The organism is Geodermatophilus sp. SMS 5-13, from assembly GCF_059428245.1.
Genome location: NZ_CP165729.1, coordinates 3,138,210 through 3,161,232 on the forward strand (window position 1 = coordinate 3,138,210; position 23,023 = coordinate 3,161,232).

General features: G+C 74.9%; 18 protein-coding genes. 5 read left to right on the forward strand and 13 right to left on the reverse strand.

What is annotated here, in order from left to right:
* Positions 1 to 32 precede the first annotated feature (32 nt).
* The 3 genes from AB3388_RS15185 to AB3388_RS15195 all read right to left on the reverse strand — a co-directional run bounded on the left by AB3388_RS15185 (position 33) and on the right by AB3388_RS15195 (position 8,391).
* Positions 33 to 5,519 (reverse strand): ATP-binding protein, encoded by a 5,487-nt coding sequence (locus AB3388_RS15185; RefSeq protein WP_495406119.1) that lies wholly within the window; start codon positions 5,517 to 5,519, stop codon positions 33 to 35.
* 57 nt (positions 5,520 to 5,576) lie between these two features.
* Positions 5,577 to 6,392 carry a 3-oxoacyl-ACP reductase family protein gene (locus AB3388_RS15190; RefSeq protein WP_495406120.1) on the reverse strand — a complete coding sequence of 272 codons (816 nt, stop codon included), beginning with the start codon at positions 6,390 to 6,392 and terminating at the stop codon, positions 5,577 to 5,579.
* A 175-nt stretch (positions 6,393 to 6,567) separates the two neighbouring features.
* Entirely contained in the window at positions 6,568 to 8,391 is a 1,824-nt protein-coding gene (locus tag AB3388_RS15195; protein ID WP_495406121.1) for a flavin-containing monooxygenase, read from the reverse strand.
* Between the two features lie 224 nt (positions 8,392 to 8,615).
* Here AB3388_RS15195 and AB3388_RS15200 point away from each other — a divergent pair, with 224 nt between their 5' ends.
* The 3 genes from AB3388_RS15200 (at position 8,616) to AB3388_RS15210 (ending at position 11,355) form a co-directional block, all read left to right on the forward strand.
* Positions 8,616 to 9,197, forward strand: coding sequence for a flavin reductase family protein (locus tag AB3388_RS15200; protein ID WP_495406122.1), 582 nt, complete (start codon positions 8,616 to 8,618; stop codon positions 9,195 to 9,197).
* Between the two features lie 197 nt (positions 9,198 to 9,394).
* Positions 9,395 to 10,936, forward strand: coding sequence for a glycoside hydrolase family 13 protein (locus AB3388_RS15205; protein WP_495406123.1), 1,542 nt, complete (start codon positions 9,395 to 9,397; stop codon positions 10,934 to 10,936).
* A 35-nt stretch (positions 10,937 to 10,971) separates the two neighbouring features.
* Positions 10,972 to 11,355, forward strand: a complete 384-nt coding sequence (locus AB3388_RS15210; RefSeq protein WP_495406124.1) for a YchJ family protein — start codon at positions 10,972 to 10,974, stop codon at positions 11,353 to 11,355.
* Between the two features lie 28 nt (positions 11,356 to 11,383).
* Here AB3388_RS15210 and AB3388_RS15215 read toward each other — a convergent pair whose 3' ends face one another.
* The 6 genes from AB3388_RS15215 to AB3388_RS15240 form a co-directional block, all read right to left on the reverse strand.
* Positions 11,384 to 12,673 (reverse strand): HNH endonuclease signature motif containing protein, encoded by a 1,290-nt coding sequence (locus tag AB3388_RS15215; protein ID WP_495406125.1) that lies wholly within the window; start codon positions 12,671 to 12,673, stop codon positions 11,384 to 11,386.
* Positions 12,634 to 13,158, reverse strand: coding sequence for a DUF222 domain-containing protein (locus AB3388_RS15220; protein WP_495406126.1), 525 nt, complete (start codon positions 13,156 to 13,158; stop codon positions 12,634 to 12,636). Before AB3388_RS15220 ends, AB3388_RS15215 begins: the two co-directional genes overlap by 40 nt.
* A 90-nt stretch (positions 13,159 to 13,248) precedes the next feature.
* Entirely contained in the window at positions 13,249 to 14,097 is an 849-nt protein-coding gene (locus AB3388_RS15225) for an alpha/beta fold hydrolase (RefSeq protein ID WP_495406127.1), read from the reverse strand.
* A gap of 10 nt (positions 14,098 to 14,107) precedes the next feature.
* Positions 14,108 to 15,517, reverse strand: coding sequence for an FAD-binding oxidoreductase (locus AB3388_RS15230; protein ID WP_495406128.1), 1,410 nt, complete (start codon positions 15,515 to 15,517; stop codon positions 14,108 to 14,110).
* A gap of 46 nt (positions 15,518 to 15,563) precedes the next feature.
* Positions 15,564 to 15,839, reverse strand: a complete 276-nt coding sequence (locus AB3388_RS15235) for a YggT family protein (RefSeq protein ID WP_495406129.1) — start codon at positions 15,837 to 15,839, stop codon at positions 15,564 to 15,566.
* Between the two features lie 222 nt (positions 15,840 to 16,061).
* A complete protein-coding gene (locus AB3388_RS15240; RefSeq protein ID WP_495406130.1) occupies positions 16,062 to 16,673 on the reverse strand; it encodes a methyltransferase domain-containing protein in 612 nt (203 codons plus the stop codon).
* Positions 16,674 to 16,772: 99 nt separating this feature from the next.
* On the opposite strand from AB3388_RS15240, the gene AB3388_RS15245 reads away from it, so the two are divergent.
* On the forward strand, positions 16,773 to 18,320 hold the full coding sequence (locus tag AB3388_RS15245; RefSeq protein ID WP_495406131.1) for an ATP-dependent DNA ligase: 1,548 nt from the start codon (positions 16,773 to 16,775) through the stop codon (positions 18,318 to 18,320).
* 13 nt (positions 18,321 to 18,333) lie between these two features.
* On the opposite strand, the gene AB3388_RS15250 is transcribed toward AB3388_RS15245, so the two are convergent.
* The 4 genes from AB3388_RS15250 to ribA all read right to left on the reverse strand — a co-directional run bounded on the left by AB3388_RS15250 (position 18,334) and on the right by ribA (position 21,941).
* Positions 18,334 to 19,605: a cytochrome P450 gene (locus AB3388_RS15250; protein ID WP_495406132.1), complete on the reverse strand. Its 1,272-nt coding sequence runs from the start codon at positions 19,603 to 19,605 to the stop codon at positions 18,334 to 18,336.
* Position 19,606: 1 nt separating this feature from the next.
* Entirely contained in the window at positions 19,607 to 19,807 is a 201-nt protein-coding gene (locus tag AB3388_RS15255; RefSeq protein WP_495406133.1) for a ferredoxin, read from the reverse strand.
* The gene (locus AB3388_RS15260) at positions 19,804 to 20,418 is read right to left on the reverse strand and encodes a TetR/AcrR family transcriptional regulator (RefSeq protein ID WP_495406134.1); all 615 of its coding nucleotides are present in this window, start codon (positions 20,416 to 20,418) and stop codon (positions 19,804 to 19,806) included. The genes AB3388_RS15255 and AB3388_RS15260 overlap by 4 nt, the downstream gene beginning before the upstream one ends.
* Positions 20,419 to 20,555: 137 nt before the next feature.
* Positions 20,556 to 21,941: a GTP cyclohydrolase II gene (gene ribA / locus AB3388_RS15265; protein ID WP_495406135.1), complete on the reverse strand. Its 1,386-nt coding sequence runs from the start codon at positions 21,939 to 21,941 to the stop codon at positions 20,556 to 20,558.
* A 96-nt stretch (positions 21,942 to 22,037) separates the two neighbouring features.
* On the opposite strand from ribA, the gene AB3388_RS15270 reads away from it, so the two are divergent.
* Complete coding sequence (locus AB3388_RS15270; protein WP_495406136.1) at positions 22,038 to 23,021, forward strand: zinc-dependent alcohol dehydrogenase; 984 nt, start codon at positions 22,038 to 22,040, stop codon at positions 23,019 to 23,021.
* Positions 23,022 to 23,023: the final 2 nt, after the last annotated feature.

A 23,023-nucleotide genomic window follows, 5' to 3' on the forward strand; every position in this document is an offset into this window, starting at 1 on the left:
GGTCCTTTCTGACCGGTCGACGTCGCAGGGGCTCAGCTCCGGGCGGCGCGCTCCATCCCCCGCTCGACGGCGGCGATGAGGCGGGGCCGCAGCTCGGCGGCAGGGATGATCGCGTGCACCGAGCCGACCCGGCGGGCGCGCTCGATGTCGTGGATGCCCTCGAACTCGGCGGCCACCTCGCCGAGCTTCTCGGAGCGGACGGTGGCCCGGAGGGTGGCCAGCTCGGCGCGCAGCCGGCCCTGCTCGACGGCCTCGGCCGAGCCCAGGGCCTGCTCCAGCTCGCGCACGCGCGGGTCGGCGGCGGTGCGCTTGTCGACCTCGCGGGTGAACACCACCGCGGCGGCCGGCGCCCCGCCGATGACCGAGGCGTAGGAGCCCTCGACCGCCAGGACCTCCATGTTGTCGTTGAGGACGCCGGAGAAGACGACGAAGGCGCCGCCGTGGTAGCGGGAGACGACGCAGAAGACGATCGGCCCGTCGAAGTTGACCAGCGCCCGGCCGATCTCCGCCCCGTACTCCAGCTGCATCTTGCGCAGCGACTCCGGGGAGCCGTCGAAGCCGGAGAGGTTGGCCAGCACGACCAGCGGACGGTTGCCGCTGGCCGCGTTGATCGCCCGCGCGGTCTTCTTCGACGAGCGCGGGAACAGCGTGCCCGCCGTCCACTGGTCGGGACCGTCGGCCGGGAACGAGCCGCGGCGCGGGATCGGGTGCGACTCGATGCCGATCACCGTGACCGGGTGCCCGCCCAGGTAGGCGTCCTGGACGACGGAGGTGTCGGCGTCGGCCATGCCGGCCCACCGCTCCAGGACCGGGTGGTCGGCGTCGGTGACCGCGCGCATCACCGTGCGGATGTCGAACGGCTTCTTGCGCTCGGGGTTGGCGGTCGCGGAGAAGATGTCGCCGACCGTGCTGAAGTCGCTGGACGGGTGGGTGTGCGGGAAGTCCCGGACGTCGCGGTCCCGCGGGTCGCCGGTGTCGGCCGGCCGGGCCCACCGCTCCCCCGGCGCCACGTAGGCGTACTCGTAGTGCTGGAAGAGCACCTCGCAGGCGGCGGTGAGGTTGGGCGCCCAGTACTGCGCCTGGCCGTTCGGCCCCATCACGCGGTCGTAGCCGCCGATGCCGAAGTTGTCCTCGGCGCTGACCCCGCCGGAGTAGTCCAGCGAGTGCTTGCCGGTGAGCACCATCGCGCTGTCCGGCGTCATGATCAGGATGCCCTTGGTGTGCAGGAGCATCGTGGCCTCGGCGTTCCAGTACGGCTGGGCGCCGACGTTGATCCCCGCGACGACGACGTTGACCTCGCCGCCGGCCTGGGTGAACTCGATGATCCGGCGCAGGGCGCGGGCCACCCAGTCCATGTTCTCGGTGCCGGAGTCCATGGAGATCCGCGCGCCGGAGGACAGCGCGAACCACTCCACCGGCAGCCCGCGCTCCTCCGCCAGGTCCAGCGCGGCGATGACGCGGGCGCACTCCGGCTCGGCGACGGTGCCCAGCTGCTTGGTCGGGTCGCCGAAGAGCACCACCCGCGTCATGCCCTCGGGGTAGCGCTTCGTCGGCGTGGTCACCACGCCGACCACGATCCCGGCCTTGTTGCGGCCCGGCGGCCGGTCGACGGGGACCAGCCGGCCGTCGTCGCCCAGGTCGTGCTCGACGAAGGTCCCGTCCGGGCCGGCCAGCAGGCTGCTCAGCTCGTAGGGGTAGACCGCGCCGCGCGCCCGGGAGCTGAGCACCTTCTCCGTGTAGTCGTCGAGCGTGCGCATCGGCTCGCTGGGCCGCTCGGTGAGCTGCAGCTGCACGCCGGTGCCGGGCCGGTAGGAGAACCGCAGGGCCACCTCGCGCGGCGCCCCGCCCCCCGGCTCCTGCAGCCGCGCGAACAGCATGATCTGGTCCAGGCCCGCGCCGACCGTCAGCGGCGCGGCCATCCGGGCGAAGGTGGCCACCTCCGACAGCGGGACCTCGATCGAGGGCCAGGCGTAGAGGAAGACCCGGTTGTGCTCCAGCGGCCGGCGCGAGCGGCGCCGCGACTGCGCCCGCCGCAGGCTGTCCAGGCACGCGGTGAGCTGGCGCTCGACGGTCGGGTACCCGACGATCTCGCCGTCCTCGTCGCGCAGCGCGGCCAGGTCGCGGACCTCCGCCATCGCGATGAACCGCTCGTCGTTCGGGTTGTCCTTGGCCGTGATGTGGAACAGGTAGGTGTCCTCGGCCGAGGGCACCCGCTCGCCGTCGAAGTTCTTCAGCCGCCACAGGTTCAGCCGCTGCGCGGTCAGCGGGTGCATGCCCCGGACGAGCCGGTCCTCCGCGAGCCCCTCCGGTCCCGGCCGGAAGGTCACCGTCTCGACGTCCCCGGCGGGGGTGCACACGGTCACCGTGACCCGCCGGACCACCGGCAGCGGCGCCAGGTCGCCGAGCAGGCCGTGCACCTGCTCGGCCAGCGCGTCGGGGTCGGCCGGGCGGTCCGGCCAGGACAGGTAGAGGTCGACCAGCAGGGTCTGCGGGTCGGTCACGTCGTCGGCCATCCGGCACACGGCGGCCAGCAGGCTCGGCAGGTCGCCCACCGGCGCCATCAGCGCGACCAGGTGCAGCCGGGTGCCGAGCAGGTCGTAGTCGGCGGTCACGCTGGAGTGCCCGTCGAGCAGGAAGGACCGGATGTTCTGCAGGTCCCGGCTGCGGTAGTAGCGGCGGGTCAGCACCTCCACCACCGGGTCCGGGACGTCGGTCCGCCGGTCGGCGCGCTCGGCCAGCAGCCGGATCAGCGGCTCCGGGCTCTCGACCAGCTGCTCGACGCGCCGCATCGACGCGTCGCCGTCGCCGCGCGCCCCGGCCTCCTCCAGCTCGGCCAGCAGCCGCGTGGCGCCCTCGAGGACGACCTCGCGGTTGGCCTGGACCACGGGCTCCTCGAAGTACCGGTAGCGCACCGCCCGGGCCACGTCGCCCACGGCCGGGTAGCGCAGCTGGGTGGCCACGACCAGCCGGTCGAGGACGTCGCCGACCTCGGCGCGCGCGGCACCGGTCGGCGCCGGCGCGCGCAGCCAGCGGTCGAGCAGCGCGAGCACCGCGGGCAGGTGGTCGGCGGTGCGCTGCTGGGCGAGGAAGATCCGGTGCACCGCCTCCTGCAGCGCCGGGCCCGGCTCGAGGTCCTGGACGTCGTAGTGCTGCAGGGCGCGCAGCAGCCGGTCGCGGAAGCTCTCCGGCAGGCCCTCGCGGTCGGCGTCCAGCGAGTGCAGGTAGGCGTGGAAGTACTCCCGCGGGCTGTGGACCTGCTGGTCGGCCTCCTCCTCCTCGCTCGCCGGGCGGTTCCGGGAGAGCTCGGCCAGGTCGGCGAAGGTCGTGAGGACGGTGAGCTCCCCGTGCAGCAGCTCGTCGTCGGCGAGCTCGCCGCGGGCGCTGTCGTACTGGGCGATGAGCTCCTTGGCGTAGCGGGCGCTGACGTCGTAGCCGGTGATCAGCGCCTGCAGCGCGGCGAGCAGGGACAGCGCGCGGTCCCGGGCGTGCGCGGTGGGCGCGTCGTCCCGCTCGGGCAGCGCGACCCGCTCGCCGGTGCCCTCCTCGGCGTCGCCGCCGGTGCGCTCGATGAACAGCAGCGGGGCGCCGGCGTCGACCTGGGCGTTGGCCCGGACCAGCACCTCGCGCACGCGGCCGGCGAACGGCGCGCGCACCGCCGTCTCCATCTTCATGCTCTCGACGACGGCGACCGTCTGGCCGGCCTCGACCTCCTCGCCCGGCGCGGCGCGCAGCGCGACGACCACGGCCGGTGCCGGGGCGCGGACGAGGCCGCCGGCGTCCCGGGTCACCCGGTGCGCGACCCCGTCGACCTCGACCAGGTGCGAGCCCGGGCCCTGGACGGCGACGACCGCCCAGCGCCGGTCGCCGACCGCGAGCCGGGTCTCCAGCGGCCCGAGCCGGTCGACCTCGACGTCGGCGTAGCGGCCGTCGAGCTCGACGCGGTACCGGTCCCGGCCGGTCGTGGCGATCGTGCACCGGTAGACCTGCCCGCGGTAGCCCAGCTCGACCGGGCGGCCCACCTCGTGCGGGGCGCGCGGCCGCCCGCCGCGCGCGGAGGCGAGGAACGCGGCCCGCTCCCCCGCCTCCTCGGCCTCCGCGACGTCGATCGCCACCTGGACCAGCGCGATCCAGGCGTCGCCGATCGGCAGGACGGCGGCGTCGCTGCCCGTGCGGTCGAGCCAGCCGGTGTCCACCGTGCCGGCCACGACCTCCGGGCGGTCGAGCAGGTCGAGCAGGAAGGACTTGGTCGTCGTCCCGCCGCGCAGCACGACCGTGGTCTCCCGCAGCGCGACGCGCAGCCGGGCGAGGGCCTCGGGCCGGTCGCGGCCCCAGGCGATGATCTTGGCGATCATCGAGTCGTACTGCGGCGGGATGACGTCGCCCTCGCCGAACCCGGTGTCGACCCGGATGCCGGGGCCGGTGGCCGGGCGCATGAGCTCGACCTTGCCGGGTGCCGGCGCGAACCCCTGCTCGGCGTCCTCCGCGGTGAGCCGGACCTCCACCGCGTGGCCGCGGGCCGGGGGCGCCTCGCCCTCGAGCCGGCCGCCCTCGGCGACGTGCAGCTGCAGCTTGACCAGGTCCAGGCCGGTGGTCTCCTCGGTGACCGGGTGCTCGACCTGCAGCCGGGTGTTGACCTCCAGGAAGGTGAACAGCCGCTCGTCGGGCTGGTAGAGGAACTCGACGGTCCCCGCCCCGACGTAGCCCGCGGCCTTGACCAGGGCGATCGCGGACTCGCGCAGCGAGCGGTCCTGCTCCTCGGACAGGGCCGGGGAGGCGGACTCCTCGAGGATCTTCTGGTTGCGCCGCTGCACGGAGCAGTCGCGGACGCCGGGCGCCCAGACGGTGCCGTGCTTGTCGGCGATCACCTGCACCTCGACGTGCCGGCCGCCCTCGACCAGCCGCTCCATGAACACGACGGGGTCGCCGAAGGTGCGCTCCGCCTCGGCCTGGGTGCGGGTGAGCGCGTCCTCCAGCTCGGCCTCGGACCGCACGATCCGGATGCCGCGCCCGCCGCCGCCGCTGCGCGCCTTGACGATCAGCGGGTAGCCGATGGTCTCCGCGTGCCGGCGACCGTCCTCGAGCCCGGTGACCGCCCCGCCGCTCCACGGCGCGACCGGCACGCCGGCCTGCTCGGCGAGCACCTTGGCCTCGATCTTGGCGCCGAGGAGCCGCATGGCCTCGGGCGGCGGGCCGACGAACGTCACGCCGAGGTCGGCGCACAGCTCGGCGAACGCCGGGTCCTCGGCGACGAAGCCCCAGCCCACCCAGGCGGCGTCCGCCCGGCTGGTGCGCAGGGCGCGGGCCAGCTCCTCGTGGTCGAGGTACGGGCTGCCCGAGCCGGTCTCGCGCAGCAGGACGGCCTCGTCGGCCGCGCGCACGAACGTGGCCCGTCGCTCGGCCTCGGTGTGCAGAGCGATCACGCGCGTCCGCGTGCCGTGCTCGGCGTTGAGCTCCCGGACGGCCCGGATGAGCCGCATGGCCGGTTCGCCCCTGTTGACCACGGCGATGCGGTGGAACACCCGCGCGCCCCCTCCCTGTCGCGGTCGCGACGTCGAACGGTCCGATGTCGCGGACGGCTACATGTCGAGGCCGCCGTTGACCCCCCACACCTGGCCGGTGATGTAGGACGAGGCGTCGGCGGCGAGGAAGTGCACGACGCGCGCGACCTCCTCCGGCTCCCCGAGCCGGCCGATCGGGATCTTCGCCCGCAGGCCGTCGAGGACCTTCTCCGGGATGGTCGCCAGCATCTCGGTGGCGGTGTAGCCGGGGGTGACGGCGTTGACCGTGATCCCGACCCCGTCGGTGTTGCCCGACCGCTGCATCTGCATCGCGGCCTCGCGGGCGAGGGTCTTGGTGAGGCCGAGCAGCCCGGCCTTGGCCGAGGAGTAGTTGGCCTGCCCGATGCCGCCGGTCTCCCCGATGACCGACGAGATCATCACGATGCGCCCGCTGCCGCGCTCGACCATGTGCTTGAGCGCCGCCTGCGACAGGTAGTACGCGCCGGAGAGGTTGACGTCGATGACCCGCCGCCAGTCCTCGTCGGCCATCTTCAGCACCGTGCGGTCGACGGTGATCCCGGCGTTGTTCACCAGGATGTCCAGCCGGCCGTGCTGGTCGATGACCTCCTGCACGGTGCGGCGGCAGTCGTCCGCGGATCCGATGTCCCCGCGGTGCACGGTGGCCTTGCTGTCCGGGAAGTCGGTCGAGATGCTCTTGCAGAAGTTCTCGGCCGCCTGCTGGTTGCCGCTGTAGCCGGCGGCGATCTCGGCTCCCTGGGCGGCCAGGCTGCGGCAGATCGCCGCGCCGATGCCTCTCGTCCCGCCGGTCACGAAGGCCACCCGGCCCACGAGCTTCTCGCCGGTCCGGGCGGTGCGTTCCTGCGTTGCGGTCACGACTCCCCCTCGCGGTTGGGCGCATCCCTGTGCCCGTGCCGGGAGCCGGTTCCGAACGTGGTGCCGACTGCTCCGGCTCGGTACGGCGCGAGCATGCTGCGGTCGCGGGGACGAGTCAATTCGAGTCGGCGCCTGTGTTCGCAAGCACAGGCGCCGGCCGCCGGTCCGCTGCTGCTCACGTCAGGTGGTGCACCTCCTGCAGGCCGAAGACGGGCGTCGGGATGCCCTCGTACCGGGCCTTGAGCTGCAGGGCGAGGTAGAGCGAGTAGTGCCGGGACTGGTGCAGGTTGCCGCCGTGGAACCACAGCGCCTCCTGCTGGGTCGGCTTCCACATGTTGCGCTGCTCGCCCTCCCACGGGCCAGGGTCCTTCGTCGTCCCGGACCCGAGGCCCCAGACCTTGCCGACCCGGTCGGCGACGTCCTGGCCGATCAGGTCGGCGGCCCACCCGTTCATCGACCCGTACCCGGTCGCGTACACCACCAGGTCGGCCGGCAGCTCGGTGCCGTCCTCGAGGACGACGGCGTCCTCGGTGACCCGCACGACCTGGCCGTGCGCGAGCTTGACGTGCCCGTCGGCGACCAGGTCGGCGGCGCCGACGTCGATGTAGTAGCCGGAGCCGCGGCGCAGGTACTTCATGAACAGCCCCGAGCCGTCCTCGCCCCAGTCGTGCCGGAACCCGGAGGCCTCCAGCCGCTCGTAGAAGTCGGCGTCGCGCTCGGCCATCTGCTGGTACAGCGGGATCTGGAACTCGTGCATGATCCGGTACGGGATGGAGGCGAAGATCATGTCCGCCTTCTCGGTGGTGACCCCGCTCGCCACCGCCTCCTCGCTGTAGAGCGCGGCCAGCCCGATGTCCATCAGGGTGTTGCTGCGGACGATGTGCGTCGAGGAGCGCTGCACCATCGTGACGTCGGCGTCGTACTCGTAGAGCGCGCCGCAGATGTCGAAGGCGGAGTTGTTGCTGCCGATGACGACGCAGCGCTTGCCGGCGTAGGCGTCCGGCCCGGGGTGGGCCGACGAGTGGTGCTGGTCGCCGCGGAAGACGTCCTGGCCGGGGATCTCCGGGATGTTCGGCTTGCCCGACATCCCGGTGGCCAGCACCAGGTGCTTGGGCCGCAGCGTCAGCGGGTCGCCCTCGCGCTCGAGCTCGACGGTCCACTCGCCCTTCTCCGGCGAGTACGTGGCCTTCGTGACGGCGGTGCTCGTCCAGTACGGCACCTCCATGGCCTCGACGTAGGACTCGAGCCAGTCGCCGATCTTGTCCTTGGGCGAGAAGACCGGCCAGGTGTCGGGGAACTTCAGGTAGGGCAGGTGGTCGTACCAGACGGGGTCGTGCAGGCAGAGCGACTTGTAGCGGCCACGCCACTGGTCGCCGGGGCGGGGGTGCTTGTCGACGACGAGGCTCGGCACGCCGATCGACCGCAGCCGGGCGCCGAGCGCGATGCCGCCCTGCCCGCCGCCGACGACGAGCACGTACGGCTGGACGGCGGTGCCGAGCTCGGCCCGCTCCTTCTCCCGCCGCTCCAGCCAGGTGAGCCGCTGCTTGTTGACCCCGTGCTCGGCGCCCATCGGCCGGCGGGCGCCCTTGGGCTCCTCGTACCCCTTGAGCTCGTAGAGCGAGGTCAGGAAGGTCCAGGCCCTGGTCTCGCCGTCCTCCTCGATCAGCCGGGCCAGGCCGCGGCCGCGGCCCACCGCCGTCTCGAAGGTGAACCAGACGGTGGTGACGCCGTCGGCCTCCTCGGCCGGCTCCTCGGCGGCGAAGCCCGTGGGGTCGGTGCGCTCGAGGGTCTCGGTGAGCAGTTCGGTGACGCCGGCCCGGTTCTCGACGGTGGTGATGTTCCAGCCGAAGGAGACCAGGTCCCGCCAGAAGCTGGTCGCGGCGAACATCCCGGCGGCGCGCTCGACGTCGCGGGCTCTCAGCGCGTCCTCCAGCCCGGACAGCCAGGTCTCGGCCCGCTGCTGCGGGGTCAGCGGGGGCGAGTCGAGGGTCTGCGTCATCGCGTCGTCCTCCCAGTGGCGGTGCGTGTGGGTGTGACGGCGAGCACATCACCGAACCGCGCCGCCGGGAAGGGCTGCCGCGGATTGCTTCGTCGAGCCCGCGGCGGCCCGCACCTCGGCGGGGGTGGCCGGACGCCGTCCCGCCGCCACGATGGCGCGGCGGGCCTCGGCGACCAGGTCGGCGTTGCCGCTGGGGCCGGCGGCGCGCGGTCCGCGCCGGCTGGGTGCACACTCTGGCCCGCACCTGTTCCGGGAGGGAGGCCGAGCTGAGCGAGGACGACGGCGACTTCGCCGACCTGGTCGCGCACCTGGACCCCGCGATGGCGATCGTCACGACGGTGTCCGGCGGCGAGCGGGCCGGCTGCCTGGTGGGCTTCTCCGCCCAGTGCAGCATCACGCCGCCGCGGTACGTGGTGTGGCTGTCCAAGGCCAACCACACGTTCCGCGTGGCGCTGCACGCGCGGCACTTCGCCGTCCACTTCCTGGCCGACGACGTCGACGAGGACCTGCCGCGGCTGTTCGGCACGGTGTCCGGGGACGACGTCGACAAGTTCGCCCGGTGCGACTGGGACCCGGGGCCGGGCGGGGTGCCGGTCCTGCGCGGCTGCCCGCACCGGTTCACCGCCGAGCGGGTGACCGTCCTGGACGAGGGCAGCGACCACGTCTGCCTGGTCGTGGCCCCGCTCGAGGTCTCCCCAGGCGGCCCGTTCCGGCCGCTGCGGCTCTCACAGGTGACCCATCTCGACCCCGGGCACGAGGCCGCCGACCGGCCCACGCCGGCCACCGAGCGGGACGACGAGGCCTGACCGCAGGCTGACGAGCTGCGGATCTGGCGGGATCTGCCAAGGCTTCCCGCGATTGTTCGGCGATTCCAATACGGACCTAGGGCGCCCCAGCTGCCGATGGTGGGCACGTGTCCGCTCGGATGATCCGTGCGGGGACCGCGGCCCAACGACGGGTCCCGTCCCCGCGGTCGTCGACGCCCTGGTGGCGAACGGCCGTCGTGTACCAGGTGTACCTGCGCTCCTTCGCCGACGGGAACGGCGACGGGATCGGCGATCTGGCGGGCCTGCGCTCGCGATTGCCGTACCTGTCGTGGCTCGGCGTCGATGCGCTGTGGATCAACCCGCACTACCCCTCGGGCGGTGCGGACGGCGGCTACGACGTCACCGACTACCGGGCGGTCGACCCCGACTACGGCGACGTGTCGGACCTCGAGGCGCTGGTGGAGGACGCGCGGCAGCTCGGCCTGCGGGTCGTGCTGGACGTCGTCCCCAACCACACCTCGGACCGGCACCCGTGGTTCCAGGCGGCGCTCGCCGACCCGGACTCCCCCGAGGCCGCGCGCTACCACTTCGCGCCGCCGTCGGAGGAGCCGCCGAACAACTGGCAGTCGCTGTTCGGCGGCCCGGCCTGGTCGCGGACGCCGGACGGGCGGTGGTACCTGCACCTGTTCGCCCCCGAGCAGCCGGACCTGAACTGGCGCGACCCGGAGGTGGCCGCCGACTTCGAGAAGACGCTGCGGTTCTGGCTGGACCGGGGCGTGAGCGGGTTCCGCGTGGACGTCGCCTACGGCCTGTTCAAGGACCCGGAGCTGCGGGACAACCCCGGCCTCTACTCCCCCACCCTGTTCGGGCACGGCCCGGAGCAGGCGATGACCTGGAACCAGCCCGAGGTGCACGACGTCTGGCGGCGCTGGCGGTCGATCTGCGACGAGTACCCGGACACCATGCTGGTCGGCGAGGTCTGCCTGGCCGACCTCGACGAGGTGGCGCTGTACTCGCGGCCCGACGAGTTCCACCTGTCCTTCGCGTTCCGGCTGCTGAAGTCGCCGTGGTCGGCGGAGGCCTTCGCCGACGGCGTGCGCTGCGCGCTGGACGCCTTCGCGCCGGTCGGCGCCTCGGTGCCGTGGGTGCTCGGCAACCACGACAAGGACCGGCTGGTGACCCGGTTCGGCGGCGGCGAGGTCGGCACCGCCCGGGCCCGTGCGGCGGCCCTGCTGCTGCTGTCGCTGCCCGGGTCGGCCTACCTCTACGCCGGCGACGAGCTGGGACTGCCGCAGGCCGTGGTGCCCGACGAGGCCAAGCGGGACCCGATCTTCTTCCGCAGCGGCGGCGCCCGCGCCGGCCGCGACGGCTGCCGGGTGCCGATGCCGTGGAACACCTCCGCGGGCGTGGGCTTCTCGCCGAAGGGGGCGGCCGAGCCCTGGCTGCCGATCCCCGCGCGCTGGCACCGCCACGCCGTCTCGCGCCAGACGCGGGACGACGGCTCGATGCTGCAGCTCTACCGGCGGGCGCTGGCGCTGCGGGCGGAACACCCGGCGCTGGGCTCGGGCGAGGCCACCGTGCAGCGCGACGGCGACGTCCTCACGGTGCGCTGCGCCGGTGCGGGGCGGACGGTGCGGTGCGTGGTCAACATGGGCGCCGAGACGGTGCTGGTCCGCTCGACGGGCTCGGTGCTGCTCGCCTCGACGCCGCACCTGCCCGCCTCCGACCGCAGCATCGCGCTGCCGCCCGACACCGCGGTCTGGCTCGCCGAGGACTGAAGGGGCTGACGGGGCCGGACGGGCAGACTCGGCGGGTGACCCCGAGACGCTGCCCGTGCGGCACCGGCCTGCCCTACGCCGAGTGCTGCGGCCGGCTGCACGACGGCGCCGCGACCGCGGGCACCGCCGAGCAGCTCATGCGCTCGCGGTACAGCGCGTTCGTGGTCGGCGACGCCGCCTACCTGCTGACCACGTGGCACCCGCGCACCCGGCCGGCGACGCTCGAGCTCGACCCGGCCGTGCGCTGGACCGGGCTGGAGATCGTGGCCACCACCGCCGGCTCGATGCTCGACCGCGAGGGCACCGTCGAGTTCCGGGCGGCGTACGTGGCCGACCGGGCGGCCGGTGTCCAGCACGAGCGCAGCCGGTTCGTCCGTGAGGAGGGCCGGTGGCTCTACCTGGACGGCGTGTCCCGCTGAGCGGCGTTTCCGCGGAAACGCGATGGCGTCAGCTCGGGTCGCCGCCGCCCGCCCCGGCGGCGAGCCGTCGCAGCAGATCGCGGTTGCCCATGAGGACGTCGAGGGCATAGGTCATGTCCATCCGGTCGGTGCGGTCCTGGAGGGTGTCGGGCAGCTCGGGCGGGCCGTCGGGGAAGAGGGCGGCGTCGATGCGGGCGGTCATCCGGGCCGGCGAGGCCGGGGCGGGTGCCGCGAACGAGGTGCGCCGGCCGGCGGGTGGGCCGCCGGCGCGTCGGCCACCGGGGCGCCGGACGCCGTCGGGCCGTCCGGCCGGTGCGCTGCGACGGCGGTGCGGGAACCGGTCGCGCGGAAGCCCGCGACGCGGCGCCGGGCGCCTGGTCAGCGGCGCACCCGAGGACCCGGAGCGGCCGTCCTCCGCCGGCGCGTCGGCCGGTCGGCGGCCGATCCGGGTGTCGATCGGGTGAACGCCGACGAACGGGTCCTCGTCGGCGGTGCGGTCGGCGTCCAGGCCGGTCAGGCCGGCGGAGAAGGCCGCATCGGCGCTCCCCCACGCCCACTGCCCCTCGGGCGTGGTGACGATCAGCCGCCCGTCGCGGCGGGCCATGACGAGGTCGAGGTCGTGGACCAGGCCGTGGTCGGCGTCGCAGAGCAGCACCAGGTTGGCGACGTCCGTGCGCCCGCCGAAGAGCCAGTTCCGCAGGTGGTGGGCGTGCAGCCGTTCGATGCGGGTCTCCGGGCAGCCCGGTCGCGCGCAGCCGCCGTCGCGGCGCAGCAGCGCCCGACGCTGCGCCCGCGTCGCCCGGCGCCGGCGGCGGCCGACCGCCAGCGGTTCCCGGTCGCGCTCGAGCATCGTGACCACGGTGGCCTCGCAGAGCATGCGGCGGGCCTGCGCGCCCGCGATCGCCGGACCGCCCTCGAAGAAGGCACGGCCGGCAGCCGCGTCGTCGGCGAGCACGTCGGCGTCGACGTGCACCACCACCTCCCGACGCGGCGGATCCCCCGCGCGGCGATCCAGGTGCACGCGCGCCTCGGCCAGGGCGGCGAAGGCGGCGACGCGGCGGCCGGCGATGCGCTCGCGGGCCAGCCGGACCGCGGCGCCCTGCGCGCAGCGCTCGGCAACGTCGTGGTCGACGGTCCCGCCGGCGGCGCGGATCCGCTCGTGCCGCCCCTGGGCCTTCTTCGCCTGGGCGCGCTCCCGGCGGGCGTCGCGCTCGGCGAGGGAGTCGATCGCCGTCATCACCGGCGCGCCCTGCTCGGTCGGCACGCGGATCTTGAACGTCATGAACCCGTCGTCGTCGGTCCAGGTCTGGAACGACATCCCCACGTGCGGCCGCAGCCCGCCCGCGTCGGCGTCTCGATGCGCCGCCACTGCCGGCAGAACCGCTCGGTCTGCGACGCGGTCGCGGACAGCGCGAACTCCAGCAGCGACTCCTCGCAGTCCGGGGCCGCGATCCGGGTCAGCGCCCGCACCTTCGAGTACGACAGCCGGCCGGCGGCGAACGCCGCCTCGATCAGCGGCAGCCTGCGCAGCGCCCGGGCGACCCGCGCGTGCTCGCGTCCGGCGTTGGGTGAGAGGCCGCACTGCCAGGACAGCCAGTGCCCGCAGGAGGCGATGCCGACGCCGTGCCAGCCGCCGCGCTCGTCGAACTCCGCGACCAGCCGCAGCCACGCCGCCGTGGCCGCGGCCATCCGCACCGCGCCGCCCGTGATCGCCCGCGCCAGCTCGGGCAACGGTGAGCCGGACGGGTGCTCGACCGGCGATTCGTCAGAAGCCGCTTCGGGCTCCACGGTCATCGAATGCATGTTCGAACGATAGGGCTGGCCAGTGACAGCAACAGCAGGTGAGCGGCGGCGTCGCGTTTCCGCGGAAACGCGCGGCACGGCCCCGTCTGCTCAGTCCGCGCGCTGCTGTGCCGCGCGAAGGTGAGCGGCCACGACCGCGGCGCCGCGGCGGGTCATGATGCTGGCCGCGTGGTCGACGCCCTCCACCGGCTCGGTGGCCTCGAGTGCGGGCAGCTCGGCGGCGAACCCGGCCACCCGCTCCGGCGGATAGGCGGGTGCAGAGTCGCGCCCCGTGCTCCACTGCGCGTAGACCAGCCGGGTGGGCCGGTCCAGCTGCCGCCACGGTGACGTGCCGAGGATCGTGTCGATCGCGTCGGCGACCAGCACGTCGGTATCCAGCCGGACCCGCCCGTCGGCCAGGTCGTGCGCGAGGTAGTCGCGCAGCAGCGGGTCGTCGCGGTCGAGCAGCGGCATGCCGGGCAGCACGAAGCCGGCGTACTCGTCGACGTCGGCGAACTCCCGGTCCACCCGCGACGCCTGGGCGGTGAAGGCCGCGCGGACGCCGTCCTCGGACAGCCCCTCGTGCACCGCCATCGGGAACCCGCCGTCCACCAGGACGAGGTCGCGCACCCGGCCGGGATGCGCGGTGGCCAGCGCGACCGCCACGAACCCGCCCATCGACATCCCGCAGACGCTCACCCGCTCGAGCCCGAGTTCGTCCAGGACGGCGACCAGGTCCTCGACGTGCCGGGCCACCGACGACGGACCACCGACGCGGACGCTCGCGCCCCGTCCTCGCAGATCGGGTGCCACCAGCGCGAGCTCCGGGGCCTCGGCGCGCAGCCAGTTCCACAGCCGGCAGTTGCTGCTGACCCCGTGGACGGCGAGCACCGGGTCGGTGTCGCCGGCCAGCACCTCGACCGAGAGCGTGCCGCCCGCGACGGGGACGGAACGGAACACCGGGCCTCCTCTACGGCTCGCCCACGACCTTGCCGGGGTTGAACAGGTCGAGCGGGTCCAGCGTCTGCTTGATCGCCTCCTGCATGGCGTGCGCCCCGGGGTCGAGCTCGGCCCGCATGCCCCCGCGCTTGAGCAGGCCGACGCCGTGCTCCCCGGTCACCGTCCCGCGCCGGGCGATCGCGGCGGCGAGGATGTCGTCGAAGGCCGCGACCGCGGCCCGGCGGGCGTCGTCGTCCCCGGGCGGCGTGATCATGCACGGGTGCAGGTTGCCGTCGCCGGCGTGCGCGATGGTCCCGATCTGCACCCCGTACCGGGTGGCGATCGCCTCGACGTCGGCGAGCATCCCCGGCACCTCGGAGCGCGGCACGCAGATGTCCTCGGTCAGCACCGGGCCGAGCCGCTCCAGCGCCGGGTAGGCCAGCCGGCGGGCCGCGAACAGCGCCTCGGCCTCGGCGTCGTCGCTGGACTGCTCGGCCCACAGCGCCCCGGCCTCACGGAAGGCGGCGGCCATCGCCGTCGCCTCCTCCTCCCCCGACGCGCCCGGGGTGTCGATCTTCGCGAGCAGCAGGGCGGCGGCGTCGGCCTCCAGCCCGAGGTGCTTCCACTCCTCGACCACCCGCAGGGTCGGCCCGTCGAGCAGCTCCAGGGCGAGCGGCGTGAGTTTGCGGCGGGTGGCCAGCGCGACCGCCTCGCCGGCGGCGACCAGCGAGCCGAAGGCGCCGACGACGGTCCGCGGCGCGGCGGACGGCGCGGGCCGCAGCCGCAGCGTCACCTCGGTGACCACGCCCAGCGTGCCCTCCGACCCGACCATCAGGGCGGTCAGGTCGTAGCCGGCGACCCCCTTCGTGGTGCGCCGCCCCATCCGCACGGCGGTGCCGTAGGCCCCCGCCGGGCCGCCGACGACGGCCTGCAGGCCGAGCACGTAGTCCCGGGTCACGCCGTACTTCAGGCAGCACAGCCCGCCGGCGTTGGTCGCCACGTTGCCGCCGATCGTCGACCACGGCGAGCTGGCCGGGTCGGGCGGGTACCAGAGGCCGTGCTCGGCCACCGCGGCCTTGAGGTCGTCGTTGACCACGCCGGGCTCGACCACCGCGACCAGGTCGTCGGGGTCGATCTCCAGCACCCGGTTCATCCGCGAGAGGTCCAGCACCAGGCAGCCGTCGACGGCGTTGGCGCCGCCGGAGAGCCCGGTGCCCGCGCCGCGGGTCACCACCGGCACGCCCAGCTCGGCACACGCGGCGACCACCTGCTGCACCTCCGCGACGCTGCGCGCGCGGACGGCGCCCGCCGGCCGGCCGACGTCGGCCCACTCCGCCTCGTCGGAGGAGAGCCCCAGCAGGACGGCGTCGTCGGTGATCAGCGCGCCGTCCGGCAGGAGGCGCTCCAGCGCCGTCCGCCGCTCGATCGACGTCGTCGTCATCGCGCACCTCCGGTCCCGGACCTGCCGAGACCGTAGGCGACGGAGCTCAGAACCTCACGACGAGGGCGCGGAGGACGGCGACGGCCAGGAACACGACAGTGAACGCCAGGTCGATGGACACCCCGCCGACGCGCAGCGGCGGCAGCACGCGGCGCACCGGGGCGATCAGCGGCTCGGTGAGGCGGTGGGTCACTCCCCGGGCGCGGGCCAGCCCGGTCCCGCCCGGGGCAAGGAGCCCAGCCCAGTCCACGACCACCCGGGCGACGAGGACCAGCTCGACCAGGAGCAGAACCGTGCCGAGCAGGGCGCCGAGGGAACTCATGGCGCCACGCTGGGCGTCGCAGCTGTGCCCGGTCAGGGCGCCGGCTGTGAGCTACCCGGGTCTGCGGGCCAGGAACGGGTAGCCGTAGACCTCGTAGGTCCGGGCGTTCCGCTCCCCGTCCGCGCCGCCGAAGGTGTCGACGGCGTCACCGACGGCGACGTCGGAGAAGCCGGTCTGGGTCAGGCTCTTCTGCCAGCCCGCACGGGGCAGCCCGCCGGCTATCTAGCCGGTCCAGAGGTCGATGTCGCGCAGCGCCCCCTCCGGCACCGGGCGGCCGTTGGCGATGTCGGCGAACTGCAGCCACCCGCCTGGCCGCAGCACGCGGAAGATCTCGGAGAGGACGGCGCGCTTGTCGGCGCAGAGGTTGATCACGCCGTTGGAGAGGACGACGTCGGCCCAGGCGTCCTCCACCGGCAGGGCCTCGGCCAGTCCGAGGCGGAACTCCACCTGCGCCAGCCCGAGCTCGGTCGCGGTCGCCGTCGCCTTCGCGATCATCTCCGGGGTCATGTCGACGCCGATGACCCGGCCGCCCGGCCCGACCTGCCGGGCGGCGAGGAAGGCGTCGAAGCCGGCGCCGGAGCCGACGTCGACGACCCGCGCGCCCGGTTCGAGCGGGCGCAGCGCGAGCGGGTTCGCCACCCCGGCGAAGGACTCGACGGCCCGGTCCGGCAGCGCGGCCACCGCGTCGTCGTCGTAGCCGAGCCGCCGGGCCAGCTCGCGGCCGGTGTGGAAGTGGAAGCGGCGCGAGGGATCGGCCGCGACCTCCCGGTACTTGTCCCGGACCTGCTCCCGCAGCGCGGCGGGATCCACCAGAACGTCAGGTGCGGTCGTCATGGCCGGCCTCTCGTCGCCGGGCCCCCGTGCTCGCGGGCATGCTCGTCCCGGGGACCGGCGAACGTCAATGCGCAGGCGCTGACCTGCGACGATGGCGGCGTGCTGCTCGCCGACGTCCTCGCCGCCTCCGCCGCGGTCGCCGCCACGCGGGCCCGGACGGCGAAGGCCGCGAGCATCGCCGAGGCCCTGCGGACGGCCGACGCCGAGGAGATCCGCCCGGTGACCGCGTGGCTGTCCGGGGACACGCTGCAGGGCCGGGTGGGCGTGGGCTGGCGGACGCTGACCCGGCTGGCGCACGAGCCGGCCGACGAGCCGCGGCTGACCGTGCATGCCGTCGACGAGGCGCTCACCGAGCTCGCGGCGACCACCGGCACGGGGTCGGCCGCCCGCCGGGAGGCGCTGCTGGCCGGCCTGTTCGGCGCCGCCACCGCGGACGAGCAGCGGTTCCTGGTCCGGCTGCTCACCGGCGAGCTGCGCCAGGGTGCGCTGGAGGGCGTCGTCCTCGACGCCGTGGTGGCCGCGGCCGGCGTGCCGTCCGCCGTCGTCCGCCGGGCGTACATGCTCTCCGGCAGCCTGCCCGACACCGCCACCACCGCCCTCGGCGGCGGCGTGGCGGCGCTGGAGGCCGAGCGGCTGCGGGTCGGCCGCCCCGTGCACCCGATGCTGGCCAGCCCCGGCTCCTCGCTCGACGCCGCGCTGGCCGACCTCGGCGCCGACGTCACGGTCGAGCACAAGCTCGACGGCGCCCGGATCCAGGTGCACCGGGACGGCGACGACGTCCGCGTGTGGACCCGCACCCTGCGGGAGGTGACCGACGCCGTCCCCGAGCTCGCCGAGCGGGTGCGGGCGCTGCCGTGCCGGTCCGCCGTCCTCGACGGGGAGACCCTCGCGCTGGACGACGACGGCCGGCCGCGCACCTTCCAGGACACGATGAGCCGCTTCGGCAGCGCGGGGCCGGGTGGGGACGGAGACGATGCGGCGGTCCTGCTCAGCCCGTTCTTCTTCGACCTGCTCCACCTCGACGGCCGGGACCTGCTCGACGAGCCGCTGCGGGTGCGGCTCCACGCGCTGGCGCAGCTGCTGGCCGCCGACGAGCACGCCGCCCTGCGGATGCCCGGCGTCCGCAAGCCGACCCCCGAGCAGGCGGCCGAGGTGCTCGCGGGCGCGCTCGCCGCCGGCCACGAGGGGGTCGTCGTCAAGGACCTCGGCGCGCCCTACGCCGCCGGCCGGCGCGGCCGGGCGTGGCAGAAGGTCAAGCCGGTGCACACCCTCGACCTGGTGGTGATCGGCGCGGAGTGGGGCTACGGGCGGCGGACCGGGAAGCTGTCGAACATCCACCTGGGCGCCCGCGACCCCGACGGCGGCGAACCGGTCATGGTCGGCAAGACGTTCAAGGGCATGACCGACGAGCTGCTGGACTGGCAGACCCGCACCTTCCCCGGCCTGGCCCGCGAGCAGCACGACTGGGGCGTGCTCCTGCGGCCCGAGCTGGTCGTCGAGATCGCCCTGGACGGCGCCCAGCGCAGCCCCCGCTATCCCGGCGGGGTCGCGCTGCGCTTCGCCCGGGTGGTGCGCTACCGCCCCGACAAGACCCCGGCCGAGGCGGACGACGTCGACGCGGTGCGCGCCCTCCTCGCCGGCGGCTGACCGCAGGCGTCCCTCAGCCCAGCCGCAGCGGAAGGGCCCGCGGCCCGCGGATCTGACCGGTGGACCAGCTCACCGCGGCCGGGTCGGCCAGCGAGAACTCCGGCAGCCGCGCCAGCCAGACCTCCAGCGCGACCCGCAGCTCCATGCGGGCCAGGTGCGACCCGACGCACCGGTGGATGCCGAGCCCGAAGGCGGCGTGCCGGTTGACCTGCCGGTCGATCACCACCTCGCCGGCCCGCTCGAACTGCTCGGGGTCGCGGTTGGCGGCCGGGAAGGGCAGCAGCACCCAGTCCTCGGCCTTCATGTCGACGCCGCGCCAGGTCATGTCCTGCCGGACCAGCCGCGCCATCGTCACCGGCGCGTAGGCCCGGAGGAACTCCTCCATCGCCGTCGGCATCAGCTCCGGCTCGGCGACCAGCCGGCGGCGGTCCTCGGGGTGGCCCGCCAGGTGCCACAGCGAGGCCCCGATCGCGCTCCAGGTGGTGTCGATGCCGGCGATGAGCAGCAGCGACATCGTCCCGGCGACGTGCTGCGGCTCCAGCCTGCGGCCGTAGAGCTCGGCCTGGAGCAGGTAGGAGGTGAGGTCCTCGCGAGGGTGCGCGAGGTGGTCGCGGATCTGCTCGTAGAGGTACTCGAACAGCTCCCCCATCCGGTCGATGCGCTCCTCGGGCGGCAGGTTGACGCCCTCGAGGGTGTTCTCGACGAACCGGGCGAACTGCGGGCCGTCCTCCGGCGGGAAGCCGAGCATGTCGGCGATGACCCGCATCGGGATGTGCTGCGCGTACTCGGCGGCGGCGTCGACGACGTCCCGCCCGGCGAACCCGTCGACCAGCGACTCGCAGTACGCCCGGGTCGCGGGCTCCAGCCGGCTCACGGCGCTCTTCGTGAAGGCCGGCAGCAGCAGCTTGCGGGCGTCGTGGTGGAACGGCGGGTCCGACGAGATCGGCGGCGACCCGCCGATCGGCGCGATGTCCCGGGGCGGCCGGAAGTTGCTCATGATGATCGCCCGCGACGAGAAGGCGTCGGTGTCGTAGGCGATCGCGGCGACGTCCTCGTACCGGGTGGGCAGCCAGCCCCCGCCGAACCGGCCGGTGTGCGCGACCGGGCACCGCCCGCGCAGGTCGTCCCAGATCTCCGGCGCGCGCTGGGCGTACTCGGGCTCGAGGTGCGAGAAGTCCGTCGTCCAGTCCGACACCGGGCCGGTCACCGGGTCGTTGCGGGTGCCCAGGGCCGGGTCGGGGCGGACGTGGCGGAAGTCGTCCAGGGAGCGGTCGTCGACGGTCATGTCAGGCCTCCTCGAGGACGTCGATCGCCTGCTCGGGGCAGTTGGCGACGGCCAGGCGGGCGTCGTCCTCCCGGCCCGGCGGCACCCGCCCGTCGGCGAGGACGACGCCGTAGCCCTCCTCGTCCTCGCCGAACAGGTCGGGCTCGAGGTCGTAGCAGCGGCCGTGCCCCTGGCAGCGGTCCCGGTCGATGTGGAGTCTCATGGCACGGCTCCCGTCGGTGCGGTGGTGGGGAGAGCGAGGGCGGCCACGAGCCGGGCGAGCAGCACGGCCCACTCCTGGTCGTCCACGTCGTGCAGGTCCGGGCCGACCAGCGCGGTGCCGGCGGCGAGGGCGAGGCAGAAGTGCGCGATCGCGGCCGCCGGCAGCGCCGGGTCGATCTCGCCGCGCCGCTGGGCGTCGCGGACCAGGCCGGCCAGCCAGTCGGCCCGCTCGCGGACGTAGCCGCGCATCGGCCCGGCGACGTCCTCGTCGCGGCGGGCGGCGATCAGCGCCTCGAGCATCAGCCGCTCGTCGGGCTCGCGGCGCCGCCGCAGCGACCGGCCGGTCTGCAGCAGGACGTCGCGGATCGGGCGGGCCGGGTCGGCCGCGATCAGGTCGGCGAGAAGGCGGCGCCCGTGCGCGCGCAGGGCGTCGACGAGCAGCTCCCCCTTCGACCCGAAGTGGGCGTACAGCGCGCCGTTGGAGAGGCCCGCCGCGGCCGCGATCTCCACGACGCGGGTGCCCTCGTAGCCGCGGCGGGCGAAGACGTCGGCGGCCGCCCGGAGCAGCCGCTCCCGGGTGCCGGCCGCGGTGGCGCCCGCGATGCGACCCATGTCACGAATTGAACGGTCATTCATTTCCCGCGTCAAGCGTCGAAACGGCACCGGCCGGATCCGCACCGGCTCGCCGTCCGGCGGGGCGGACCGGACACTCGGGGCAGCCATCGCGGCTTCCCGGGAGCCTGTGGTGGTCAGGCCCCGCCGTTCGAACCGACGGGCGGCGGGGCCGCCTCCGGCTGCCCGCCGGGCTCGACGTCGAAGCCGAGCAGCAGGTCCTCGCCGGCGACGAAGACCGACCGGTCGACCAGGCGCAGGCCGTCGGAGACGCGGCTGATCCCGAGCGGGCCCACCGCGTCCACGCCGGCCCCGATGATCGTCGGGGACACCGACACGACGACGCGGTCGGCCGCGCCCGCCCGCAGCATCGAGGTGATCACCCGGCCGCCGCCCTCGACCAGCAGCGAGGCCACCCCGAGGGACCGGAGCAGCCGCAGCACCTCGTCGATCCGCAGCCCCTCGGGCCCGCCCGGAACCTCGCGGACCATGACGCCGGCCACGACGAGCTGCCGCCGGCGGTCGGGGTCGGCGTCGGGCCGGCACAGGATCAGCGTCGCGGCGTCGTCGGAGAGCACCTTCGCGTCCAGCGGGGTCCGCAGCGCCGAGTCCAGCACCACGCGCAGCGGCGAGGCGCCCGGCACCATGCGCACCGTCAGCTGCGGGTCGTCCTGCAGCACGGTGCCCGCGCCCACCAGCACCGCGTCGCAGCCGGCCCGCATCGCGTGCGCCACCCGGCGCTCCGGCTCGCCGCTGATCCACTTGGCGTCGCCGGTGACGGTCGCGATCCGCCCGTCGAGGGTCTGCGCGTACTTGACGACGACGTGCGGCCGGTCGGCGCGCGGCTGCTGGTGACCGAGCAGCCGGCCGACGTCCACCGGCGGGACGCGCAGCTCCTCGAGCCCGCGGCCGGTCGGCCGGTGGTGGCCCAGCCGCGCCTGCTTGGTCTCCAGGTAGAACCGGTTGCGCCGGTGCGGGGCGGTGCCGAGCCCGCGCAGCGACTCCACCGCGACCCCGCCGCGCTCCAGCCCCTCGGCCTTCGCCGGGTTGTTGGACAGCAGCCGGACCGACCGGATGCCGAGCAGCCGCAGCACCTCGGCCGCGTCGTCGTAGGAGCGCAGGTCGGCGGCGAACCCGAGGCGCAGGTTGGCGTCGACCGTGTCGGCCCCGGCGTCCTGCTCGACGTAGGCCCGCAGCTTGTCCACCAGCCCGATGCCCCGCCCCTCGTGGCCGCCGAGGTAGAGGACGACGCCGCGGCCCTCGGCGGCGACGGTCCGCAGCGCCGAGCGCAGCTGGACGCCGCAGTCGCAGCGCAGCGAGCCGAGCGCGTCGCCGGTCAGGCACTCCGAGTGCAGCCGGGTGAGCACCGGGGCGCCGTCGCCGATCTCGCCGGTCACCATCGCCAGGTGCACGTGCCCGGACGGCGTCTCGAAGGCATGCGCCTGGAACTGGCCGTACGGCGTCGGGATCGGCGCGGAGGCCACCTTCCGTACGCGCGGCCGCTGCGACGACGTCTCGACCATGGACCCGACTCTCCTCGCTGCGGCGGACACGGGGTTTCGCACGCTACCGTCGCGCGACCCGGAACGAACCCGTCTGCGGAACGGAGGTCGATCGGCGTGCAGGCCTCCCGGCTGCTGTTCACCGCCCCGCGCCAGGTCGAGCTGGCCCCGGTCGACGTCCCGGAGCCCGGCTCCGGCGAGGTGCTCGTCCGCACCCTGGCGTCCGGGATCAGCACGGGCACCGAGCTGCTCTGCTACCGCGGGCTGCTCGACCCCGACCTGCCGCTCGACGAGCGGATCGGCGCGCTGGGCGGCACGTTCCGCCACCCGTTCCCCTACGGCTACAGCTGCGTGGGCGCCGTCGAGCGGTCGGGGGACTCGCTCGCCCCGGGCACGCTGGTCTTCGCCTTCCACCCGCACCAGGACCGCTTCGTCGTCCCCGGGGACGACGTCGTCGCGCTGCCGGCCGGCACCGATCCCCGGACGGCGACCCTGTTCCCGCTGGTGGAGACCGGGCTGCAGCTGAGCCTGGACGCCGGGCAGGTGGCCCAGGAGACCGTCGTCGTCCTCGGGCTGGGCGCGGTCGGCGTCCTCACCTCCCTGCTGCTGGAGCGGGCCGGCGCGACCGTCCTGGCCGCCGACCCGCTCGCCGGGCGGCGCGAGCTGGCCGGCTCGCTCGGCATCGACGCGGTCGCGCCGGAGGAGCTGGCGGCCCGCGTGCCCGCCGGCGGGGTGCCGCTGGTCGTCGAGCTCTCCGGCGCGCCCGGGACCCTGGCCGGGGCGCTGCCCCTGCTGGCCCACGAGGGCACCGCCCTGGTCGGGTCCTGGTACGGCCGGCAGGAGGTGCCGCTGCCGCTTGGCGCGGAGTTCCACCGGCGCCGGCTGACCATCCGCAGCAGCCAGGTGTCGACGATCCCCGCCGTCCTCGCCGGCCGCTGGGACGTCGCCCGCCGCCGCCACGCCGCCGCCCGCCTGCTCGGCGAGCTGCCGCTGGCCGCCCTGGCCACGACCGAGGTGCCGTTCGCCGAGGCCGCGCGCGCCTACGAGCTGCTCGACAGCCGCGCTCCGGGTGTCCTGCACGTCGCCCTGCGATATGAGTGACC